The organism is Dokdonia sinensis (assembly GCF_003688895.1).
GTDB lineage: Bacteria > Bacteroidota > Bacteroidia > Flavobacteriales > Flavobacteriaceae > Dokdonia > Dokdonia sinensis.
This window is the reverse complement of sequence record NZ_REFV01000003.1, coordinates 71,122-87,118: the sequence shown is the minus strand read 5'-3', so window position 1 is coordinate 87,118 and position 15,997 is coordinate 71,122. Positions and strand designations below refer to the sequence as shown.

General features: G+C 39.0%; 27 protein-coding genes. 26 read left to right on the top strand and 1 reads right to left on the bottom strand.

From position 1 onward, the window contains the following. Window positions 1–208: 208 nt before the first annotated feature. Window positions 209–1,903 (bottom strand): POTRA domain-containing protein, encoded by a 1,695-nt coding sequence (locus EAX61_RS04290; RefSeq protein WP_121916439.1) that lies wholly within the window; start codon window positions 1,901–1,903, stop codon window positions 209–211. Window positions 1,904–2,089: 186 nt separating this feature from the next. On the opposite strand from EAX61_RS04290, the gene rpsL reads away from it, so the two are divergent. The 26 genes from rpsL (at window position 2,090) to infA (ending at window position 15,981) form a co-directional block, all read left to right on the top strand. Next, window positions 2,090–2,464: a 30S ribosomal protein S12 gene (gene rpsL / locus EAX61_RS04285; RefSeq protein ID WP_121916438.1), complete on the top strand. Its 375-nt coding sequence runs from the start codon at window positions 2,090–2,092 to the stop codon at window positions 2,462–2,464. A 25-nt stretch (window positions 2,465–2,489) separates the two neighbouring features. Continuing rightward, complete coding sequence (gene rpsG, locus EAX61_RS04280) at window positions 2,490–2,966, top strand: 30S ribosomal protein S7 (RefSeq protein ID WP_121916437.1); 477 nt, start codon at window positions 2,490–2,492, stop codon at window positions 2,964–2,966. A gap of 3 nt (window positions 2,967–2,969) precedes the next feature. Continuing rightward, window positions 2,970–5,099, top strand: a complete 2,130-nt coding sequence (gene fusA, locus EAX61_RS04275) for an elongation factor G (protein ID WP_121916436.1) — start codon at window positions 2,970–2,972, stop codon at window positions 5,097–5,099. 11 nt (window positions 5,100–5,110) lie between these two features. Next, the gene (rpsJ, locus tag EAX61_RS04270) at window positions 5,111–5,416 is read left to right on the top strand and encodes a 30S ribosomal protein S10 (protein ID WP_013073266.1); all 306 of its coding nucleotides are present in this window, start codon (window positions 5,111–5,113) and stop codon (window positions 5,414–5,416) included. Between the two features lie 150 nt (window positions 5,417–5,566). Continuing rightward, the gene (gene rplC / locus EAX61_RS04265; RefSeq protein ID WP_121916435.1) at window positions 5,567–6,178 is read left to right on the top strand and encodes a 50S ribosomal protein L3; all 612 of its coding nucleotides are present in this window, start codon (window positions 5,567–5,569) and stop codon (window positions 6,176–6,178) included. Then, window positions 6,178–6,807, top strand: coding sequence for a 50S ribosomal protein L4 (gene rplD / locus EAX61_RS04260; RefSeq protein ID WP_121916434.1), 630 nt, complete (start codon window positions 6,178–6,180; stop codon window positions 6,805–6,807). The genes rplC and rplD overlap by 1 nt, the downstream gene beginning before the upstream one ends. Before the next feature lie 6 nt (window positions 6,808–6,813). Continuing rightward, the gene (rplW, locus tag EAX61_RS04255) at window positions 6,814–7,104 is read left to right on the top strand and encodes a 50S ribosomal protein L23 (RefSeq protein WP_121916433.1); all 291 of its coding nucleotides are present in this window, start codon (window positions 6,814–6,816) and stop codon (window positions 7,102–7,104) included. Window positions 7,105–7,113: 9 nt separating this feature from the next. Then, window positions 7,114–7,938, top strand: coding sequence for a 50S ribosomal protein L2 (gene rplB, locus EAX61_RS04250; protein WP_121916432.1), 825 nt, complete (start codon window positions 7,114–7,116; stop codon window positions 7,936–7,938). Window positions 7,939–7,944: 6 nt separating this feature from the next. Beyond that, window positions 7,945–8,226 carry a 30S ribosomal protein S19 gene (gene rpsS / locus EAX61_RS04245; RefSeq protein ID WP_121916431.1) on the top strand — a complete coding sequence of 94 codons (282 nt, stop codon included), beginning with the start codon at window positions 7,945–7,947 and terminating at the stop codon, window positions 8,224–8,226. An 8-nt stretch (window positions 8,227–8,234) separates the two neighbouring features. Then, on the top strand, window positions 8,235–8,645 hold the full coding sequence (gene rplV, locus EAX61_RS04240) for a 50S ribosomal protein L22 (RefSeq protein ID WP_121916430.1): 411 nt from the start codon (window positions 8,235–8,237) through the stop codon (window positions 8,643–8,645). Between the two features lie 4 nt (window positions 8,646–8,649). Then, on the top strand, window positions 8,650–9,366 hold the full coding sequence (gene rpsC / locus EAX61_RS04235; protein WP_121916429.1) for a 30S ribosomal protein S3: 717 nt from the start codon (window positions 8,650–8,652) through the stop codon (window positions 9,364–9,366). A gap of 21 nt (window positions 9,367–9,387) precedes the next feature. Beyond that, window positions 9,388–9,810: a 50S ribosomal protein L16 gene (rplP, locus tag EAX61_RS04230; RefSeq protein WP_121916428.1), complete on the top strand. Its 423-nt coding sequence runs from the start codon at window positions 9,388–9,390 to the stop codon at window positions 9,808–9,810. Between the two features lie 11 nt (window positions 9,811–9,821). Next, on the top strand, window positions 9,822–10,013 hold the full coding sequence (rpmC, locus tag EAX61_RS04225) for a 50S ribosomal protein L29 (RefSeq protein WP_121916427.1): 192 nt from the start codon (window positions 9,822–9,824) through the stop codon (window positions 10,011–10,013). Window positions 10,014–10,024: 11 nt separating this feature from the next. Further along, on the top strand, window positions 10,025–10,282 hold the full coding sequence (gene rpsQ / locus EAX61_RS04220) for a 30S ribosomal protein S17 (RefSeq protein WP_121916426.1): 258 nt from the start codon (window positions 10,025–10,027) through the stop codon (window positions 10,280–10,282). Window position 10,283: 1 nt separating this feature from the next. Further along, the gene (gene rplN, locus EAX61_RS04215; RefSeq protein ID WP_121916425.1) at window positions 10,284–10,652 is read left to right on the top strand and encodes a 50S ribosomal protein L14; all 369 of its coding nucleotides are present in this window, start codon (window positions 10,284–10,286) and stop codon (window positions 10,650–10,652) included. Window positions 10,653–10,663: 11 nt separating this feature from the next. Next, window positions 10,664–10,975, top strand: coding sequence for a 50S ribosomal protein L24 (gene rplX, locus EAX61_RS04210; protein WP_121916424.1), 312 nt, complete (start codon window positions 10,664–10,666; stop codon window positions 10,973–10,975). A gap of 2 nt (window positions 10,976–10,977) precedes the next feature. Next, a complete protein-coding gene (gene rplE / locus EAX61_RS04205; RefSeq protein WP_121916423.1) occupies window positions 10,978–11,529 on the top strand; it encodes a 50S ribosomal protein L5 in 552 nt (183 codons plus the stop codon). A 3-nt stretch (window positions 11,530–11,532) separates the two neighbouring features. Next, window positions 11,533–11,802: a 30S ribosomal protein S14 gene (gene rpsN, locus EAX61_RS04200; RefSeq protein ID WP_121916422.1), complete on the top strand. Its 270-nt coding sequence runs from the start codon at window positions 11,533–11,535 to the stop codon at window positions 11,800–11,802. A gap of 86 nt (window positions 11,803–11,888) precedes the next feature. Continuing rightward, complete coding sequence (gene rpsH / locus EAX61_RS04195) at window positions 11,889–12,287, top strand: 30S ribosomal protein S8 (protein WP_121916421.1); 399 nt, start codon at window positions 11,889–11,891, stop codon at window positions 12,285–12,287. A 20-nt stretch (window positions 12,288–12,307) separates the two neighbouring features. Then, complete coding sequence (gene rplF, locus EAX61_RS04190; protein ID WP_121916420.1) at window positions 12,308–12,850, top strand: 50S ribosomal protein L6; 543 nt, start codon at window positions 12,308–12,310, stop codon at window positions 12,848–12,850. An 11-nt stretch (window positions 12,851–12,861) separates the two neighbouring features. After that, window positions 12,862–13,218: a 50S ribosomal protein L18 gene (gene rplR / locus EAX61_RS04185; protein ID WP_121916419.1), complete on the top strand. Its 357-nt coding sequence runs from the start codon at window positions 12,862–12,864 to the stop codon at window positions 13,216–13,218. Window positions 13,219–13,225: 7 nt separating this feature from the next. Next, window positions 13,226–13,750, top strand: coding sequence for a 30S ribosomal protein S5 (rpsE, locus tag EAX61_RS04180; RefSeq protein ID WP_121916418.1), 525 nt, complete (start codon window positions 13,226–13,228; stop codon window positions 13,748–13,750). A gap of 4 nt (window positions 13,751–13,754) precedes the next feature. Then, complete coding sequence (gene rpmD, locus EAX61_RS04175; RefSeq protein WP_121916417.1) at window positions 13,755–13,934, top strand: 50S ribosomal protein L30; 180 nt, start codon at window positions 13,755–13,757, stop codon at window positions 13,932–13,934. Between the two features lie 14 nt (window positions 13,935–13,948). Beyond that, window positions 13,949–14,401: a 50S ribosomal protein L15 gene (rplO, locus tag EAX61_RS04170; RefSeq protein ID WP_121916416.1), complete on the top strand. Its 453-nt coding sequence runs from the start codon at window positions 13,949–13,951 to the stop codon at window positions 14,399–14,401. A gap of 12 nt (window positions 14,402–14,413) precedes the next feature. Then, window positions 14,414–15,766: a preprotein translocase subunit SecY gene (gene secY / locus EAX61_RS04165; RefSeq protein ID WP_121916415.1), complete on the top strand. Its 1,353-nt coding sequence runs from the start codon at window positions 14,414–14,416 to the stop codon at window positions 15,764–15,766. Continuing rightward, a complete protein-coding gene (gene infA, locus EAX61_RS04160; protein WP_010181908.1) occupies window positions 15,766–15,981 on the top strand; it encodes a translation initiation factor IF-1 in 216 nt (71 codons plus the stop codon). Before secY ends, infA begins: the two co-directional genes overlap by 1 nt. The last annotated feature ends 16 nt before the right edge of the window (window positions 15,982–15,997 follow it).

Here is a 15,997-nt window from a genome sequence, read left to right as displayed (position 1 = left end):
CTTAGAAATGAATGTTGAGAGTATGTTAATTTATTGCTTCGGTATATCTGTATGTTAAATTTAACGTTTTGTCATTTCTGTTTAGCATAGTACAATTAGGTAGTCGAATTGAGGTTGGATTTTTTGCCTCTTAAAAATAAAGAAACTCAAAAGTTTAATTTTCTCATAAAAGAGTGCTTTTAGGTATTCGGTTTCCTGTTTGGAATAATTAAAATTTAGCTTGTAATTGCAAATGCACTTTAGTGTTGGAAAACTTGAATTCTTGCCCATCGCTCTTTCCGTTTGCAATATTGATTTTAAAGAGACCCGCTTTGGTGTTTAAACCTGCACCAAAACCAAAGCTTATCAATTCATTTTCGGCATCTATAAGCTCGTTTTCAAAATAAGCAACGTCCAGAATGCTATGGACATATAGGCCTGGGTTAATAGTATAACGGTACTCGGTATTCAAAACAGAAAATAGGTTTGCAAAAATGCTGTTTTCTTCAAAACCTCGAATGCTTGTGATGCCCCCAAAACGGTAAAGCTCATTTGTTACAAACGAGTCGGAAAATAGTATTTGCGTGGCAGATTGAATGTATACCGCATTCGTATCATTAAGTTTAAAGATGTTCCGCGCGACGGTAAGAAAACTTAGCTGCTGTTCGGAAAAATCGGTTGTGTTTCGTTGTCCCATTTCGCCTTGAGCGAAAAAATACCGGCGCTCTGGGAAAAGTACATTAGAGCTTAATTCAGCGTAAGTGAGGGATAAAGTACCTCGATTGCTTGTATAGTCAGAAATATTTGAGGTTAAGCCTGGTATGTCTAGTAAATTATCAGAAGTCTTATATTGGTATCCTGTATTGATCTTGATTCTCGGGCTAGCTTGATAATATAGGGAGGCTTGTTGTGTAGTTTCGGAAAACGTGGTGTCTTTTCTAAAAAGGTAGAGTTCTGCATTCACCCCCAGCGGACTGCCGAAAAGGTAGGGGAGGTCTGCGCTTACCTTTAGTTGGGACTGGTCGTTCCCATCACTTTTATAATTCAGAATGAGAGATTCGCCATAGTTAAGGTTGTTGCGTAAAACTAAATCTAAATAGCCGTCGAGTATCAGGTTATTTGTTTCATCTGTAGAAAACCCCAGAAAACCATCAAAGCTATTATTGCGTTGCTTGTTGAGGTATAAGTATACATTAGTACTGTCCTTAGTGAACTGGATTTCCAAATCCTTTTTGACGGTCACAAACGGTAAATTGTTAATCGCTTCCTGTTTTTCTAAAAGTTTCTGGCGATTAAAGAGTGTGCCACTTTTAAGACCTGCATATCTCTTTATAAATGACATAGGCATTTTATCATATCCCTGGATGATTATGTTATTTATGTTTCGGATGGTGTCTTCTGTTATTTTTAATTCTCCTTGCAAAATCGAGTCGTTCCTTTTTGATATATTTTGTATTTGAAACGATGAGAACGGTTTGCCTTTGTTTGCCGCAATGATTGTAAGTTGTTCTAGTAACGCTTTCGCGAAAGCGGTCTCCACATCAATCCAGTTTTCTTGAATAGGGTAGCCTGTACCTTTTAGATACGATGGTAAGGATGAAAGTTCATCAATGAGGAGAATAATCCTTTTAAATCTATTTCCTAGGTGCAATCGTACAGAGTAGGTGTTATCGGTAAAGTTTTTACGATCAATTTCTTTAGTGTCATAATATCCGAGAGCAACGAGATCATTTTTGGCTTTTTCTATGGTTTGAGAAATACTCTGGTACTCTTGGTGTTTTCTCTGATAGGAAAGACTATCAATAATCTCAGTTTCAATATCTGTATATCCTAAAATTTTCAAGTTCAATTCTTGTGCTTCTGAACTTTGGAGAAAAATAGCATATGTAATAAGGACAAAAATAGTGTTGTAAGTAACCTTCAAGTGTATTATTTATTGATCGTGTAAAGCTAACGGTTTTGGAGACTTTCTGGTATGAAGTGCAATTATTTTGGTTTCTGGCTGAAAATAAATGCAGTATCATTTGATGGATGAAAAATAATCCTTACTTTTGCAAGCCCTTAAAAAGGGAGTTTATAAAATATTAAACAATTTTAGGTAGAAGAAATTATGCCAACAATTTCACAGTTAGTACGAAAAGGTAGAACCAAAATAACTAAGAAGAGTAAATCGGCTGCTTTAGAATCGTGCCCACAACGCCGCGGCGTATGTACTCGTGTTTACACGACTACACCTAAGAAACCTAATTCAGCAATGCGTAAAGTAGCACGTGTTCGTTTGACAAATGGTAAAGAGGTGAATGCATACATCGGAGGAGAAGGTCACAATCTACAAGAGCACTCGATAGTATTAGTTAGAGGTGGAAGGGTAAAAGATTTGCCAGGAGTTAGATATCACATCGTTCGTGGAGCGCTGGACACCGCTGGTGTTGCAGGACGTACGCAACGTAGATCTAAGTATGGAGCAAAACGCCCTAAGAAGTAAAACAACAACACTTTAAGAAGAAGTAATGAGAAAAAGACAGGCCAAAAAGAGACCTATTCTTCCAGATCCAAGATTTAACGATCAGTTAGTAACAAGATTCGTTAATATGATGATGTGGGACGGTAAGAAGTCTACAGCTTTTAAAGTATTTTATGATGCAATTGATATCGTAGAAGAAAAAAATACAAACGAAGAAAAAACAGCCTTAGAGTTGTGGAAAGATGCATTATCTAATGTAATGCCTCACGTAGAGGTGCGTAGCCGCCGTGTAGGTGGAGCGACTTTTCAAATTCCTATGCAAATACGTCCAGATCGTAAGATCTCTACGGCGATGAAGTGGTTAATCAGCTACTCAAGAAAGAGAAATGAGAAGTCTATGGCGCTTAAGCTTGCCTCTGAGGTTCTTGCTGCGGCTAAGGAAGAAGGTGCTGCAGTAAAGAAGCGTGTTGATACGCATAAGATGGCTGAAGCAAATAAAGCATTCTCACACTTTAGATTCTAAGAAATGGCTAGAGATTTAAAACTTACTAGAAATATTGGTATTGCCGCGCACATTGATGCAGGTAAAACCACTACAACAGAACGTATTCTTTATTATACAGGAGTGAGCCATAAAATCGGTGAAGTTCACGATGGTGCGGCTACGATGGACTGGATGGAGCAAGAGCAGGAGCGTGGTATTACAATTACCTCTGCTGCAACTACTTGTACTTGGAAGTTCCCGATGGAAAATGCACAGCCACTTCCTGAAACTCAAGATTATCACTTCAATATTATCGATACTCCGGGTCACGTAGATTTTACCGTAGAGGTAAATCGTTCTTTACGTGTACTTGATGGTTTAGTATTCCTTTTTAGTGCAGTAGATGGTGTTGAGCCTCAATCTGAAACAAACTGGAGGCTGGCAGATAATTACAAAGTGCCACGTATTGGGTTTGTAAACAAAATGGACCGTCAGGGTTCAAATTTCCTCGAAGTTTGTCAGCAGGTTAAAGATATGTTAGGCTCTAATGCAGTTCCTATTGTATTAAACATTGGTGATGAAGAGGATTTTAAAGGAATTGTTGACTTGGTAAAGAACCGTGCGATTGTTTGGCACGAGGAAGGAATGGGATCAACATTTGATGTTGTTGATATTCCGGAAAACCTTAAAGAAGAGGCTAGAATGCTTCGTGGTAAACTCATAGAAGAGGTTGCTGCATACGATGAGAATCTTCTTGAGAAGTATATGGAAGATGAAGATTCTATTACTGAGGACGAAGTGCACGCTGCACTTAGAGCTGCCGTAATGGATATGTCTATCATTCCTATGATCTGTGGATCTGCATTTAAGAATAAAGGAGTTCAATTCCTTCTTGACGCAGTATGTCGTTACCTGCCTTCTCCTATGGATAAGGAGGGTATTGTTGGGGTTAATCCTAATACAGATAAAGAAGAATTGCGTAAGCCAGATGTAAAAGAGCCATTTGCTGCTCTTGCATTTAAAATTGCTACAGATCCTTTTGTAGGTCGTTTAGCATTTTTTCGCGCTTATTCTGGACGTTTGGACGCAGGTTCTTACGTTTTAAATAACCGTTCAGGTAAAAAAGAACGTATCTCTCGTATCTATCAAATGCACGCTAACAAGCAGAATGCAATTGATTTTATTGAGGCTGGAGATATTGGAGCTGCTGTTGGATTTAAATCTATTAAAACAGGAGATACACTCACAGACCAAGATCATCCTATAGTTCTTGAATCTATGGACTTCCCAGATCCAGTTATTGGTATCGCGGTAGAGCCTAAGACTAAGGCGGATGTAGATAAATTAGGTATGGGTCTTGCAAAACTTGCAGAAGAGGATCCAACATTTACAGTGCGATCAGACGAGGCTTCAGGACAAACTATTATTTCTGGAATGGGTGAGCTTCACCTTGATGTAATTGTAGATCGTTTAAGACGTGAGTTTAAGGTAGAGGTGAATCAAGGTCAGCCGCAGGTTGAGTACAAAGAAGCTATTACTGCAGCTGCAGACCATAGAGAAACGTACAAGAAACAATCTGGTGGTCGTGGTAAATTTGCAGATATTGTATTTACTATCGAACCAGCAGACGAGGGCGTTGTAGGACTTCAGTTTGAATCCATTATTAAAGGTGGTAACGTTCCTAAAGAATTTATCCCTTCTATAGAAAAAGGATTCAAGATGGCGATGGTTAATGGACCACTTGCTGGATATGAAGTAGATTCTATGAAAGTAACATTGAAGGATGGATCTTATCACGATGTGGATTCTGACCAGCTTTCTTTTGAACTTGCTGCAAAATTAGGATTTAAGAACTCTGCAAAAGCTGCCAAAGCAGTAATTATGGAGCCTATAATGAAGTTAGAAGTGATCACTCCAGAAGAGAATATGGGTGATATTGTAGGAGATTTGAACCGTCGTCGTGGTCAGATGACCAGTATGGGAGACCGTGCAGGTGCTAAAACTATTAAGGCAACGGTGCCGCTTTCTGAAATGTTTGGTTACGTAACAACATTACGTACGCTTTCATCAGGTCGTGCGACATCTACTATGGAGTTCTCTCATTATGATCAGACTCCGGCTAACATTTCTGCAGAAGTTATTGCAGCAGCAAAAGGAACAGCAAACGATTAATTACCAAGAAAATGAGTCAAAAAATTAGAATAAAACTGAAATCTTACGATCACAACTTGGTAGATAAATCTGCTGAAAAAATCGTAAAGACTGTAAAGACAACTGGAGCTGTAGTGACTGGACCTATTCCACTTCCTACACATAAGAAAATCTTTACTGTACTTCGTTCTCCACACGTAAACAAGAAATCACGTGAGCAGTTTGAGCTTAGCTCTTATAAACGTTTGCTTGATATCTATTCTTCTTCTTCAAAGACCATTGATGCTTTGATGAAACTAGAATTACCTTCTGGAGTAGAAGTAGAGATAAAAGTGTGATAGGTTTTTACGCTTTCGCGAAAGCGTAAACTAACCCCACACTAATTTGTCCTGAGCTGCGAGCGAGGGAAAAACGGAAACACACATTCAAGGTCGAACGTGTTCGGCCTTGTTTTTTGAATTGAATTTTAATAATTAATATTTATAAATATGTCTGGGTTAATCGGAAAGAAAGTAGGTATGACCAGCATCTTTGACGAGAACGGGAAAAACATCCCTTGTACCGTTATAGAAGCAGGTCCCTGCGTAATCACCCAAGTCAGAACCAAAGAAGCTGACGGGTACGAAGCCCTTCAACTTGGTTTCGATGACGCAAAAAAGTCAAACAAAGCTGCTGAAGGCCACGCCAAGAAAGCAGGAACTGTTGCTAAGCGTAAAGTTGTCGAGTTCCAAGGATTTGAAGGAGAGTTTAAATTAGGTGACGCAATCACTGTAGATCACTTTGCTGAAGGAGAGTTTGTCGATATTTCGGGAACTTCCAAAGGTAAAGGGTTTCAAGGAGTTGTTAAGCGTCACGGTTTTGCTGGGGTAGGTCAAGCTACTCACGGACAGCATAATCGTCTCAGAGCACCTGGTTCAATTGGAGCAGCATCTTATCCTGCGCGCGTTTTCAAAGGGATGAAAATGGCAGGACGTATGGGTGGTGACAAAATTAAAGTTCAAAATTTAAGAGTTTTGAAAGTAGTTGCTGAAAAGAATCTACTTGTGGTGAAAGGGTGCGTACCTGGACACAAGAACTCTTATGTAATCATTCAGAAGTAATGAAGGTAGCAGTTGTAGATATTAAAGGAAAAGAAACAGGGAGAAAGGCAGACCTTTCTGATGCTGTTTTTGCAATAGAGCCTAACAATCACGCGGTTTATTTAGATGTAAAACAATATTTGGCAAATCAACGCCAAGGAACGCACAAGTCTAAGGAAAGAGCAGAGATTGCTGGATCTACTCGTAAAATTAAAAAACAAAAAGGAACTGGTACAGCTCGTGCGGGTAGTATTAAGTCTGGTGTTTTTAAAGGTGGAGGTCGTATGTTCGGACCAAGACCAAGAAATTACTCTTTCAAACTTAACAAAGGCCTCAAGAGATTAGCACGTCGTTCTGCACTTACAATGAAAGCAAATGATAACGCAATTACTATTGTTGAAGACTTCAATCTTGATGCACCAAAAACGAAAGATTTCGTTAATGTGCTGAAGGCTTTAGGGCTTGAGAATAAAAAATCTTTGATAGTGTTGGGAGAGTCAAATAATAACGTATATTTGTCGTCACGCAATTTGAAGACCACTAAAGTTGTAACTAGCTCTGAATTAAGCACTTACAGTATTATTAACGCTAATAATGTAGTGTTCTTAGAGGGGTCTTTAGAAGGTGTTGAGTCGAATTTATCTAAATAAGACACTATGAGTATTTTAATAAAACCCGTTATTACAGAAAAAGCTACAACAGATAGTGAGTTAAATAATCGCTATACTTTTGTTGTAGATAATAGAACGAACAAGGTTGAAATTAAGAAAGCTGTTGAGGCTACTTATGGGGTTTCAGTTGAGAAAGTTCGCACAATGAATGTCCGTCCAGATCGCAAGACTCGTTACACGAAGACTGGGGTTGTTACTGGTAAAACAAGTGCTGTTAAAAAAGCAATTGTACAGGTGGCGGAAGGTGATACAATAGATTTTTATAACAACATTTAATTTAAACAAATGTCAGTAAGAAAATTAAAGCCTATCACTCCAGGGCAGCGATTTAGAGTTGTAAATGGTTATGACCAGATTACAACTGATAAGCCGGAAAAAAGCCTTTTGGCTCCGAAAAAACGCTCTGGTGGTAGAAACAATTCAGGAAAAATGACGATGCGCTATGTAGGCGGAGGTCATAAAAAACGGTATCGTATTATCGATTTTAAACGTAACAAGACAGGAGTTCCTGGGACAGTTACTTCTATCGAGTATGATCCTAATAGAACTGCGTTTATTGCGCTTTTGAGTTACCAAGATGGTGAAAAGCGTTACGTGATCGCTCAGAATGGTCTTCAAGTAGGGCAAAATTTAGTTTCGGGTGCAAATGTTGCGCCTGAAATAGGAAACGCAATGCCATTGTCGGATATTCCATTGGGAACAATCATCTCTTGTATCGAGCTTCGTCCAGGTCAAGGTGCTGTAATGGCACGTAGTGCCGGTGCCTTTGCTCAACTAATGGCTCGTGATGGAAAGTTTGCTACGGTAAAGTTGCCATCAGGAGAAACAAGACTAATCCTTGTGACTTGTATGGCTACAATAGGTGCAATTTCAAATAGTGATCACCAACTTCTTGTAGGTGGTAAGGCTGGAAGAAGTCGCTGGTTAGGTAGAAGGCCTCGTACCCGTCCTGTTGTGATGAACCCTGTCGATCACCCAATGGGTGGTGGTGAAGGAAAATCTTCAGGAGGACATCCACGTAGTAGAAACGGTATACCTGCAAAAGGTTATAGAACCCGATCTAAAACGAAGTCGAGTAACAAGTATATTGTAGAACGTAGAAAGAAATAATAAGATATGGCACGTTCATTAAAAAAGGGACCTTACGTTCACTATAAGTTAGAAAGAAAAGTTGCTGCAAACGTTGAGGCAAATAAGAAGACAGTCATTAAGACGTGGTCTAGAGCTTCGATGATTACTCCTGATTTTGTCGGGCAAACAATTGCAGTACATAACGGCCGTCAATTCGTACCGGTTTACGTAACTGAGAATATGGTAGGACACAAGTTAGGGGAGTTCTCTCCTACACGTTCGTACCGTGGTCACGGAGCTGATAAGAAAAATAAAGGTAAAAAATAATTGAAGCAATGGGAGTTCGTAAAAGAGAAGCAGCAGAGCAACGCAAAGCTGCAAATAAGCAAATCGCTTTCGCAAAATTGAATAACTGCCCTACTTCACCACGTAAAATGCGTCTTGTGGCGGATATGATACGGGGTCAAAAGGTAGAGAGAGCCCTTCAATTATTAAAATTTAGTAGTAAAGAAGCATCGCGACGCGTTGAAAAACTTGTCCTGTCTGCAATAGCAAACTGGGAAACAAAGAACGAGGAGGCGAGTATCGAAGATGCAGATTTATTTGTAAAGGAGATCAAGGTGGATAGTGGAGCGATGTTAAAGAGACTTCGTCCAGCACCACAAGGTCGTGCTCACAGAATAAGAAAGCGCAGCAACCACGTAACTGTCGTGATTGGTGCTAAAGATAACACACAAAGCAAGTAATTAAATGGGACAAAAAACAAATCCAATCGGAAATCGCCTTGGAATTATCAGAGGATGGGAGTCTAACTGGTATGGTGGTAACGACTACGGCGATAAGTTAGCCGAAGACGACAAGATTAGACGTTATATCCACGCTCGTTTAAGTAAAGCTAGTGTTTCACGTGTAATAATTGAGCGTACACTTAAACTTGTAACCGTTACTATCACTACTGCTAGACCTGGAATTATTATCGGGAAAGGTGGACAAGAGGTAGACAAGTTAAAAGAAGAGCTTAAGAAGATCACAGATAAGGAAGTTCAACTAAACATTCACGAGATCAAACGCCCAGAACTTGATGCATTTCTGGTAGGTCAGAGTGTCGCAAGACAAATTGAGAATCGTATCTCTTTTCGTCGAGCGATAAAGATGGCAATTGCGGCTGCAATGCGTATGAATAGTGAAGGTATTAAAATCCAGATTTCTGGACGTTTGAACGGTGCAGAAATGGCACGTTCTGAGTCTTATAAAGATGGGAGAATTCCTTTATCAACTTTTAGAGCCGACATAGACTATGCTTTAGTAGAAGCTCACACTACTTATGGTAGATTGGGTATTAAGGTATGGATTATGAAAGGTGAAGTATATGGCAAAAGAGAACTTTCTCCTTTGGTTGGTCTCGCAAAGAGTAAATCAAAAGGTGGAGCTCGTAAGGATAACAGAGCGCCACGTCGTAGAAAGTAATTTTTTAAAAGACAACAAAAAATGTTACAGCCTAGAAAAACAAAATTCCGTAAACAGCAGAAAGGACGTATGAAAGGACTTGCTAATAGAGGGCACCAGCTTTCTAATGGTACGTTCGGGATTAAGTCATTAGATTCAAGCTTCGTTACGGCAAGACAAATAGAAGCAGCGCGTATCGCAGCAACACGTTTTATGAAAAGAGAGGGGACTCTCTGGATTAAAATATTTCCAGATAAGCCTATCACAAAGAAGCCTCTCGAGGTTCGTATGGGTAAAGGTAAGGGTGCTGTTGAGTATTGGGCAGCTGTTGTAAAGCCTGGACGTGTATTGTTCGAGTTAGGTGGTGTATCTGAGCCGGTGGCTAAAGAAGCACTTAGACTAGCAGCTCAAAAACTTCCTGTGAGAACTAAGTATATCGTAGCTAGAGATTTTTCAGCTGAATAAAATTGAATACAATGAAACAATCAGAGGTAAAAGGATTATCTGTAGCAGAATTACAAGAAGAACTTGTGAAGGCAAAGAGAGCTTATTCAGATCTTAAAATGGCCCACACGATATCTCCATTAGAGAATCCTATTCAGTTGCGCGGTCTAAGACGTAGCGTTGCAAGACTTGCTACTGAGTTAACTAAAAGAGAACTACAATAACTCTGCTAAAGATGGAAAAAAGAAATTTAAGAAAAGAGCGTATCGGTACTGTTACCAGTAACAAAATGGTGAAATCTATTGTGGTTTCTGAAGTTAAAAAGGTAAAGCACCCTATGTATGGAAAGTTCGTTTTAAAAACGAAAAAGTACGTAGCGCACGATGAAAATAACGATTGTAACGAGGGTGATACTGTTCGTATCATGGAAACTCGTCCAATGAGTAAATCAAAGTGCTGGAGACTAGTAGAAATTATAGAAAGAGCTAAGTAATATGTTACAGCAAGAATCAAGATTAAGGGTAGCAGATAATACAGGGGCAAAAGAAGTTTTGACTATCCGTGTATTAGGCGGTACTGGAAGAAGATATGCTTCTGTTGGAGACAAAATTGTGGTTTCTGTAAAAGACGCTACACCGAACGGTCAAGTTAAAAAGGGAGCAGTTTCTACAGCAGTAGTTGTGCGTACAAAGAAAGCAGTGCGTCGTCCTGATGGATCATATATCCGTTTTGATGACAACGCTTGTGTTCTTTTAGGTCCTCAAGGTGAAATGCGCGGTACTCGTGTTTTTGGACCTGTGGCCAGAGAACTTCGTGACAAACAGTTCATGAAGATTGTATCATTAGCACCAGAGGTGCTTTAATACATAAGATAATGACAAAGCTTAAGATAAAATCAGGAGATACAGTACGAGTTATTGCTGGAGACCATAAAGGTCAAGAGGGTAATGTAGTGCGTGTGCTTATTGAAAAGAATAAAGCTATCGTTGAGGGTGTAAATATGGTGAAGAAGCACGAAAAGCCGAGCGCCGCAAATCCTCAGGGTGGAATTAAAGAAAAAGAAGCGCCTATTCAAATTTCTAACTTGTCTTTAATAGACAAGAATGGTAAAGCTACTCGTGTAGGTTATCGTATGGAAGGAGATAAAAAGGTTCGTTTTGCAAAATCAACAAACGAAATTTTATAGTCATGGCATATATTCCAAGATTAAAACAAGAGTATAAAGATCGCGTTGTCGCAGCACTTTCAGAAGAGTTCGGTTACAAGAATGTAATGGAAGTTCCAAAATTACGCAAGATTGTTGTATCTCGTGGAGTTGGGGCCGCAGTTGCAGACAAGAAACTTGTAGAAAATGCAATGGATGAGCTTACACTCATTACTGGTCAGAAAGCAATTACAACAATGTCCAAAAAAGATGTTGCAACTTTCAAATTAAGAAAGGGAATGCCTATCGGTACTATGGTAACGTTAAGAGGTGAGCGTATGTATGAGTTTTTAGATAGACTTATTACATCAGCTCTACCACGTGTACGCGACTTCAATGGTATTAAGGCGACCGGATTTGACGGACGTGGAAATTATAATATGGGGGTTGAGGAACAAATTATTTTTCCAGAAATCAATATTGACAGAATTAAGAAGATTGACGGAATGAATGTTACTTTCGAAACTTCTGCCACTACAGATAAGGAAGCAAAGTCTTTGCTTGCAGAACTAGGTTTACCATTTAAAAAGAATTAAGAGATGGCTAAAGAATCAATGAAAGCCCGTGAGGTAAAAAGAGCTAAAACTGTAGCTAAATATGCTGAGAAACGTAAAGCTTTGAAAGAAGCTGGAGATTACGAAGCGTTACAGAAATTACCAAAAAATGCCTCACCTATACGTCAGCACAACCGTTGCAAATTAACGGGTCGTCCTAGAGGTTATATGAGACAGTTTGGATTGTCACGTGTGATGTTTCGTCAGATGGCAAATCAAGGTCTCATCCCAGGTGTTAAAAAGGCTAGCTGGTAAATTAAGTATAAACTGGTGGCGGGTTTTGAGTGTGCTTTCGCGAAAGCTGGAAATTACTCAAAAAACTACCTCCGAAACATAAATAAATGAATACAGATCCAATTGCAGATTTTCTAACTCGTATTAGAAACGCTGCCGCAGCAAACCACAGAGTTGTTGAAATCCCAGCATCAAACCTTAAAAAGGAGATGACAAAGATTTTATTTGACCAAGGTTACATTTTAAGTTACAAATTTGAAGATGCTACTGCTCAAGGAACGATTAAAATCGCCTTGAAATATGATAGTATTACTAAAGAATCAGTAATTAGAGATGTACAAAGAATAAGTAAGCCAGGTTTACGAAAGTATGTATCTTCATCTGAAGTGCCTAGAATCCTTAATGGACTAGGAATTGCTATCGTTTCCACTTCTAAAGGAGTAATGACAGGAAAACAGGCAGCACATAATAATGTTGGTGGCGAAGTTCTTTGTTACGTTTACTAATCCAATAAAAAGAGAAGGAAATGTCAAGAATAGGAAAAAGCCCAATAACAGTACCAGATGGTGTTACACTTACCATTGCTGATAACGTTATTACCGTAAAGGGGAAATTAGGAGAGCTTACACAAGAATACTCAGGTATTACTATAAAAGTTGAAGACGGAACTGTAACTCTAGAAAGAGATTCAGATAAGAAAGATGTTAGAGCAAAGCATGGTCTCTATCGTTCTTTAATCTTTAATATGATCGAAGGTGTATCTAAAGGTTGGACTAAAGAGTTGGAACTAGTAGGAGTAGGTTACCGTGCGAGTAATCAAGGACAGAAGCTAGATCTAGCTGTTGGTTTTTCTCATAATATCATATTGGAAGTTGCTCCTGAAGTAACTGTTGAGACTGTATCAGATAAAGGAAAAAATCCTAGAATTAAGCTTACATCATTTGATAAGCAGTTGGTAGGACAAGTTGCCGCGAAAATCCGTGGCTTCCGCAGACCAGAACCTTACAAAGGAAAAGGTATTAAGTTTGTAGGTGAAATTATTAGAAGAAAAGCAGGTAAATCTGCATAATACATAGAGAAATGGCATTATCAAAAAGTCAAAAAAGAAATAGAATTCACCTTAGAATTCGTAAGAATATTTCTGGAACTGCACAGCGCCCAAGACTCTGTGTGTTTAGAAGTAATAAAGAAATTTACGCACAAATAGTTGATGATTTGAACGGTAAGACTATTACTGCCGCTTCATCACGCGATAAAGATTTAGCTAAGACAGAGGGTAACAAAGTGGAAACTGCAAAACTCGTAGGAAAAGCTGTTGCTGAGAAAGCTATTAAAGCAGGTGTAGAAGCTGTGGTTTTTGACCGCGGTGGATACTTATATCACGGAAGAGTAAAACAACTAGCAGAAGGCGCAAGAGAAGGCGGACTTAAATTCTAAGAAAATTATGTATCAGAATTATAAAAATGTAGAGTTGGTAAAGCCTAGTGGTCTTGATTTGAAGGATCGTTTAGTAGGTGTACAACGTGTTACAAAAGTAACAAAGGGAGGTAGAGCTTTTGGATTTTCTGCGATTGTAGTTGTAGGTGACGAACATGGAGTTGTTGGTCAGGGCCTTGGAAAGTCTAAGGAGGTTGCAAGTGCTATTGCTAAGGCAGTAGAGGACGCAAAGAAAAATTTAGTGCGTATTCCATTAACTAAACGTACAATTCCTCACGAACAAAAAGGAAAATACGGAGGTGCAAGAGTATTACTTATGCCAGCAGCTGCCGGTACGGGGGTGATTGCAGGTGGTGCCATTCGTGCGGTGCTTGAATCAGTTGGTGTACACGATGTACTTTCTAAAAATCAAGGATCTTCTAATCCTCATAATGTGGTAAAGGCGACCTTTGATGCGCTTCTTCGTTTAAGAAGTGCTGAGCAAGTTGCAAAGCAACGTGGTATTTCTTTAACTAAATTATTTAAAGGATAATAAGATGGCAAAGATTAAAGTAACAAAGGTAAAGAGTGCTATAAACCGCACACAGAACCAAAAGAGAATATTAGAGTCTCTTGGGTTAAGAAAAATTGGCCAGGTAAAGGAGCACGAAAATACTCCTAACATCCTTGGAATGATAAATAAAGTGAGTCATTTAGTTTCTGTTGAGGAAGCTTAAATAAAAGATTACAAATGAACTTAAATAACTTAAGGCCTGCAAAAGGCGCAGTTAAAAGAAACGATAGCCGCAAGGGTCGCGGACAGGCTACTGGACAAGGTGGTACTGCAGGGCGTGGTCATAAAGGTCAAAAGTCTCGTTCTGGATATTCTAAGAAAATAGGTTTCGAAGGAGGCCAAATGCCGCTTCAACGTCGTGTTCCCAAATTTGGATTTACTAACATTAATCGCAAGGAGTATGCAGGCGTAAACTTAGATACTCTTCAAGAATACGTAGATGCTGGTAGACTTAAAGATGAAGTTACCATAGAATCGTTGATTGAGAATCGCCTTGTTGGAAAGAATGATTTAGTTAAAATACTAGGTCGTGGTGAGCTTAAAGCAAAATTAAAAGTTTCCGCTCATAAATTTACTGGAACAGCAAAACAAGCTATTGAGAGTGCTGGAGGTGAAGCTGTAACTTTATAAACCCCATCAAGGATGAAATTTTTAGATACTATAAATAATGTATGGAAGATAGAGGAGCTTAGGAATAGAATTATTCTGACGCTAACACTTCTTTTAGTTTATCGATTTGGTGCTCAGGTAGTTTTACCAGGTATTGATGCGTCTCAGTTAGAAGGACTAAGAGATAATACTGATGAAGGTTTGTTGGGTCTTCTTGCTGCATTTACAGGTGGAGCATTTTCTAATGCCTCTGTATTTGCATTAGGAATTATGCCTTACATCTCTGCTTCTATCGTTGTACAATTGATGGGTATAGCTATTCCGTATCTTCAGAAGCTACAAAAAGAAGGAGAAAGTGGACGCCGCAAGATTAATCAAATTACGCGATGGTTGACCATCGGAATTTGTTTACTCCAGGCACCTGGTTACCTTGCCGCACTACCTTCGCTTATGGGTGGAACTAGTGCTTTTGTAATGGGACTAACTCCTACATTCTATATATCTTCAGTATTAATTCTTGTAACAGGTTGTGTGTTTGCAATGTGGTTAGGGGAGAAAATTACAGATAAGGGTATTGGAAATGGAATTTCATTATTGATTATGGTTGGGATTATTGCTAATTTACCTTCATCTTTTTTACAAGAATGGGCAGCACGTGTAACACAATCTAACGGGGGAGTTATTCTTATTCTTATCGAAATTGTAGTCTGGTTTGTAATTATCTTACTTAGTGTCCTCTTGGTGATGGCTGTAAGACAGATACCTGTTTCCTACGCAAGAAGAACTGCTACTGGGAGTTATGAGAAAAATGTGTTTGGAAACCGACAGTATATTCCGTTAAAACTTAATGCTTCTGGGGTAATGCCTATTATCTTTGCGCAAGCAATAATGTTTGTTCCTGGATTGATTGGAGGTACAGCGTGGTTAAAAGAAACGGGTGCAGGAATCTGGCTGCAAGCTAATTTTGGTAATAACCTCTTTGGTTTTTGGTATAATCTAGTATTTGCTTTGTTGATAATTGTATTTACATATTTTTATACAGCGATTACTGTTCCTACCAATAAAATGGCAGATGATCTTAAGCGTAGTGGAGGTTTTATTGCAGGCATTCGCCCTGGAACTGAAACCGCAGAATACTTGGATAGAATTATGTCTCAAATAACGTTGCCAGGCTCTATATTTTTAGCTGCAATAGCAATATTTCCAGCAATTGCTGTTAATGTCTTTGGTATGACTCAGGGATGGGCATTGTTTTATGGAGGTACATCGCTTCTCATTATGGTTGGTGTTGCTATCGATACAATGCAGCAGGTAAATTCGTATTTGCTGAATAGACATTACGATGGCCTTATGAAATCTGGTAAAAATCGAAAAGCAGTAGCATAATGGCAAAACAACCGGCAATAGAACAGGATGGATCTATAATCGAAGCATTGTCTAACGCGATGTTTAGAGTAGAATTAGAAAATGGTCACGTAGTGACAGCACATATATCAGGTAAAATGCGTATGCACTACATTAAGTTGTTGCCTGGAGATAAAGTTAAATTAGAAATGAGCCCTTACGACTTGTCAAAGGCTCGCATAACGTACCGCTACTAAGCGGAAAATAAGCTTG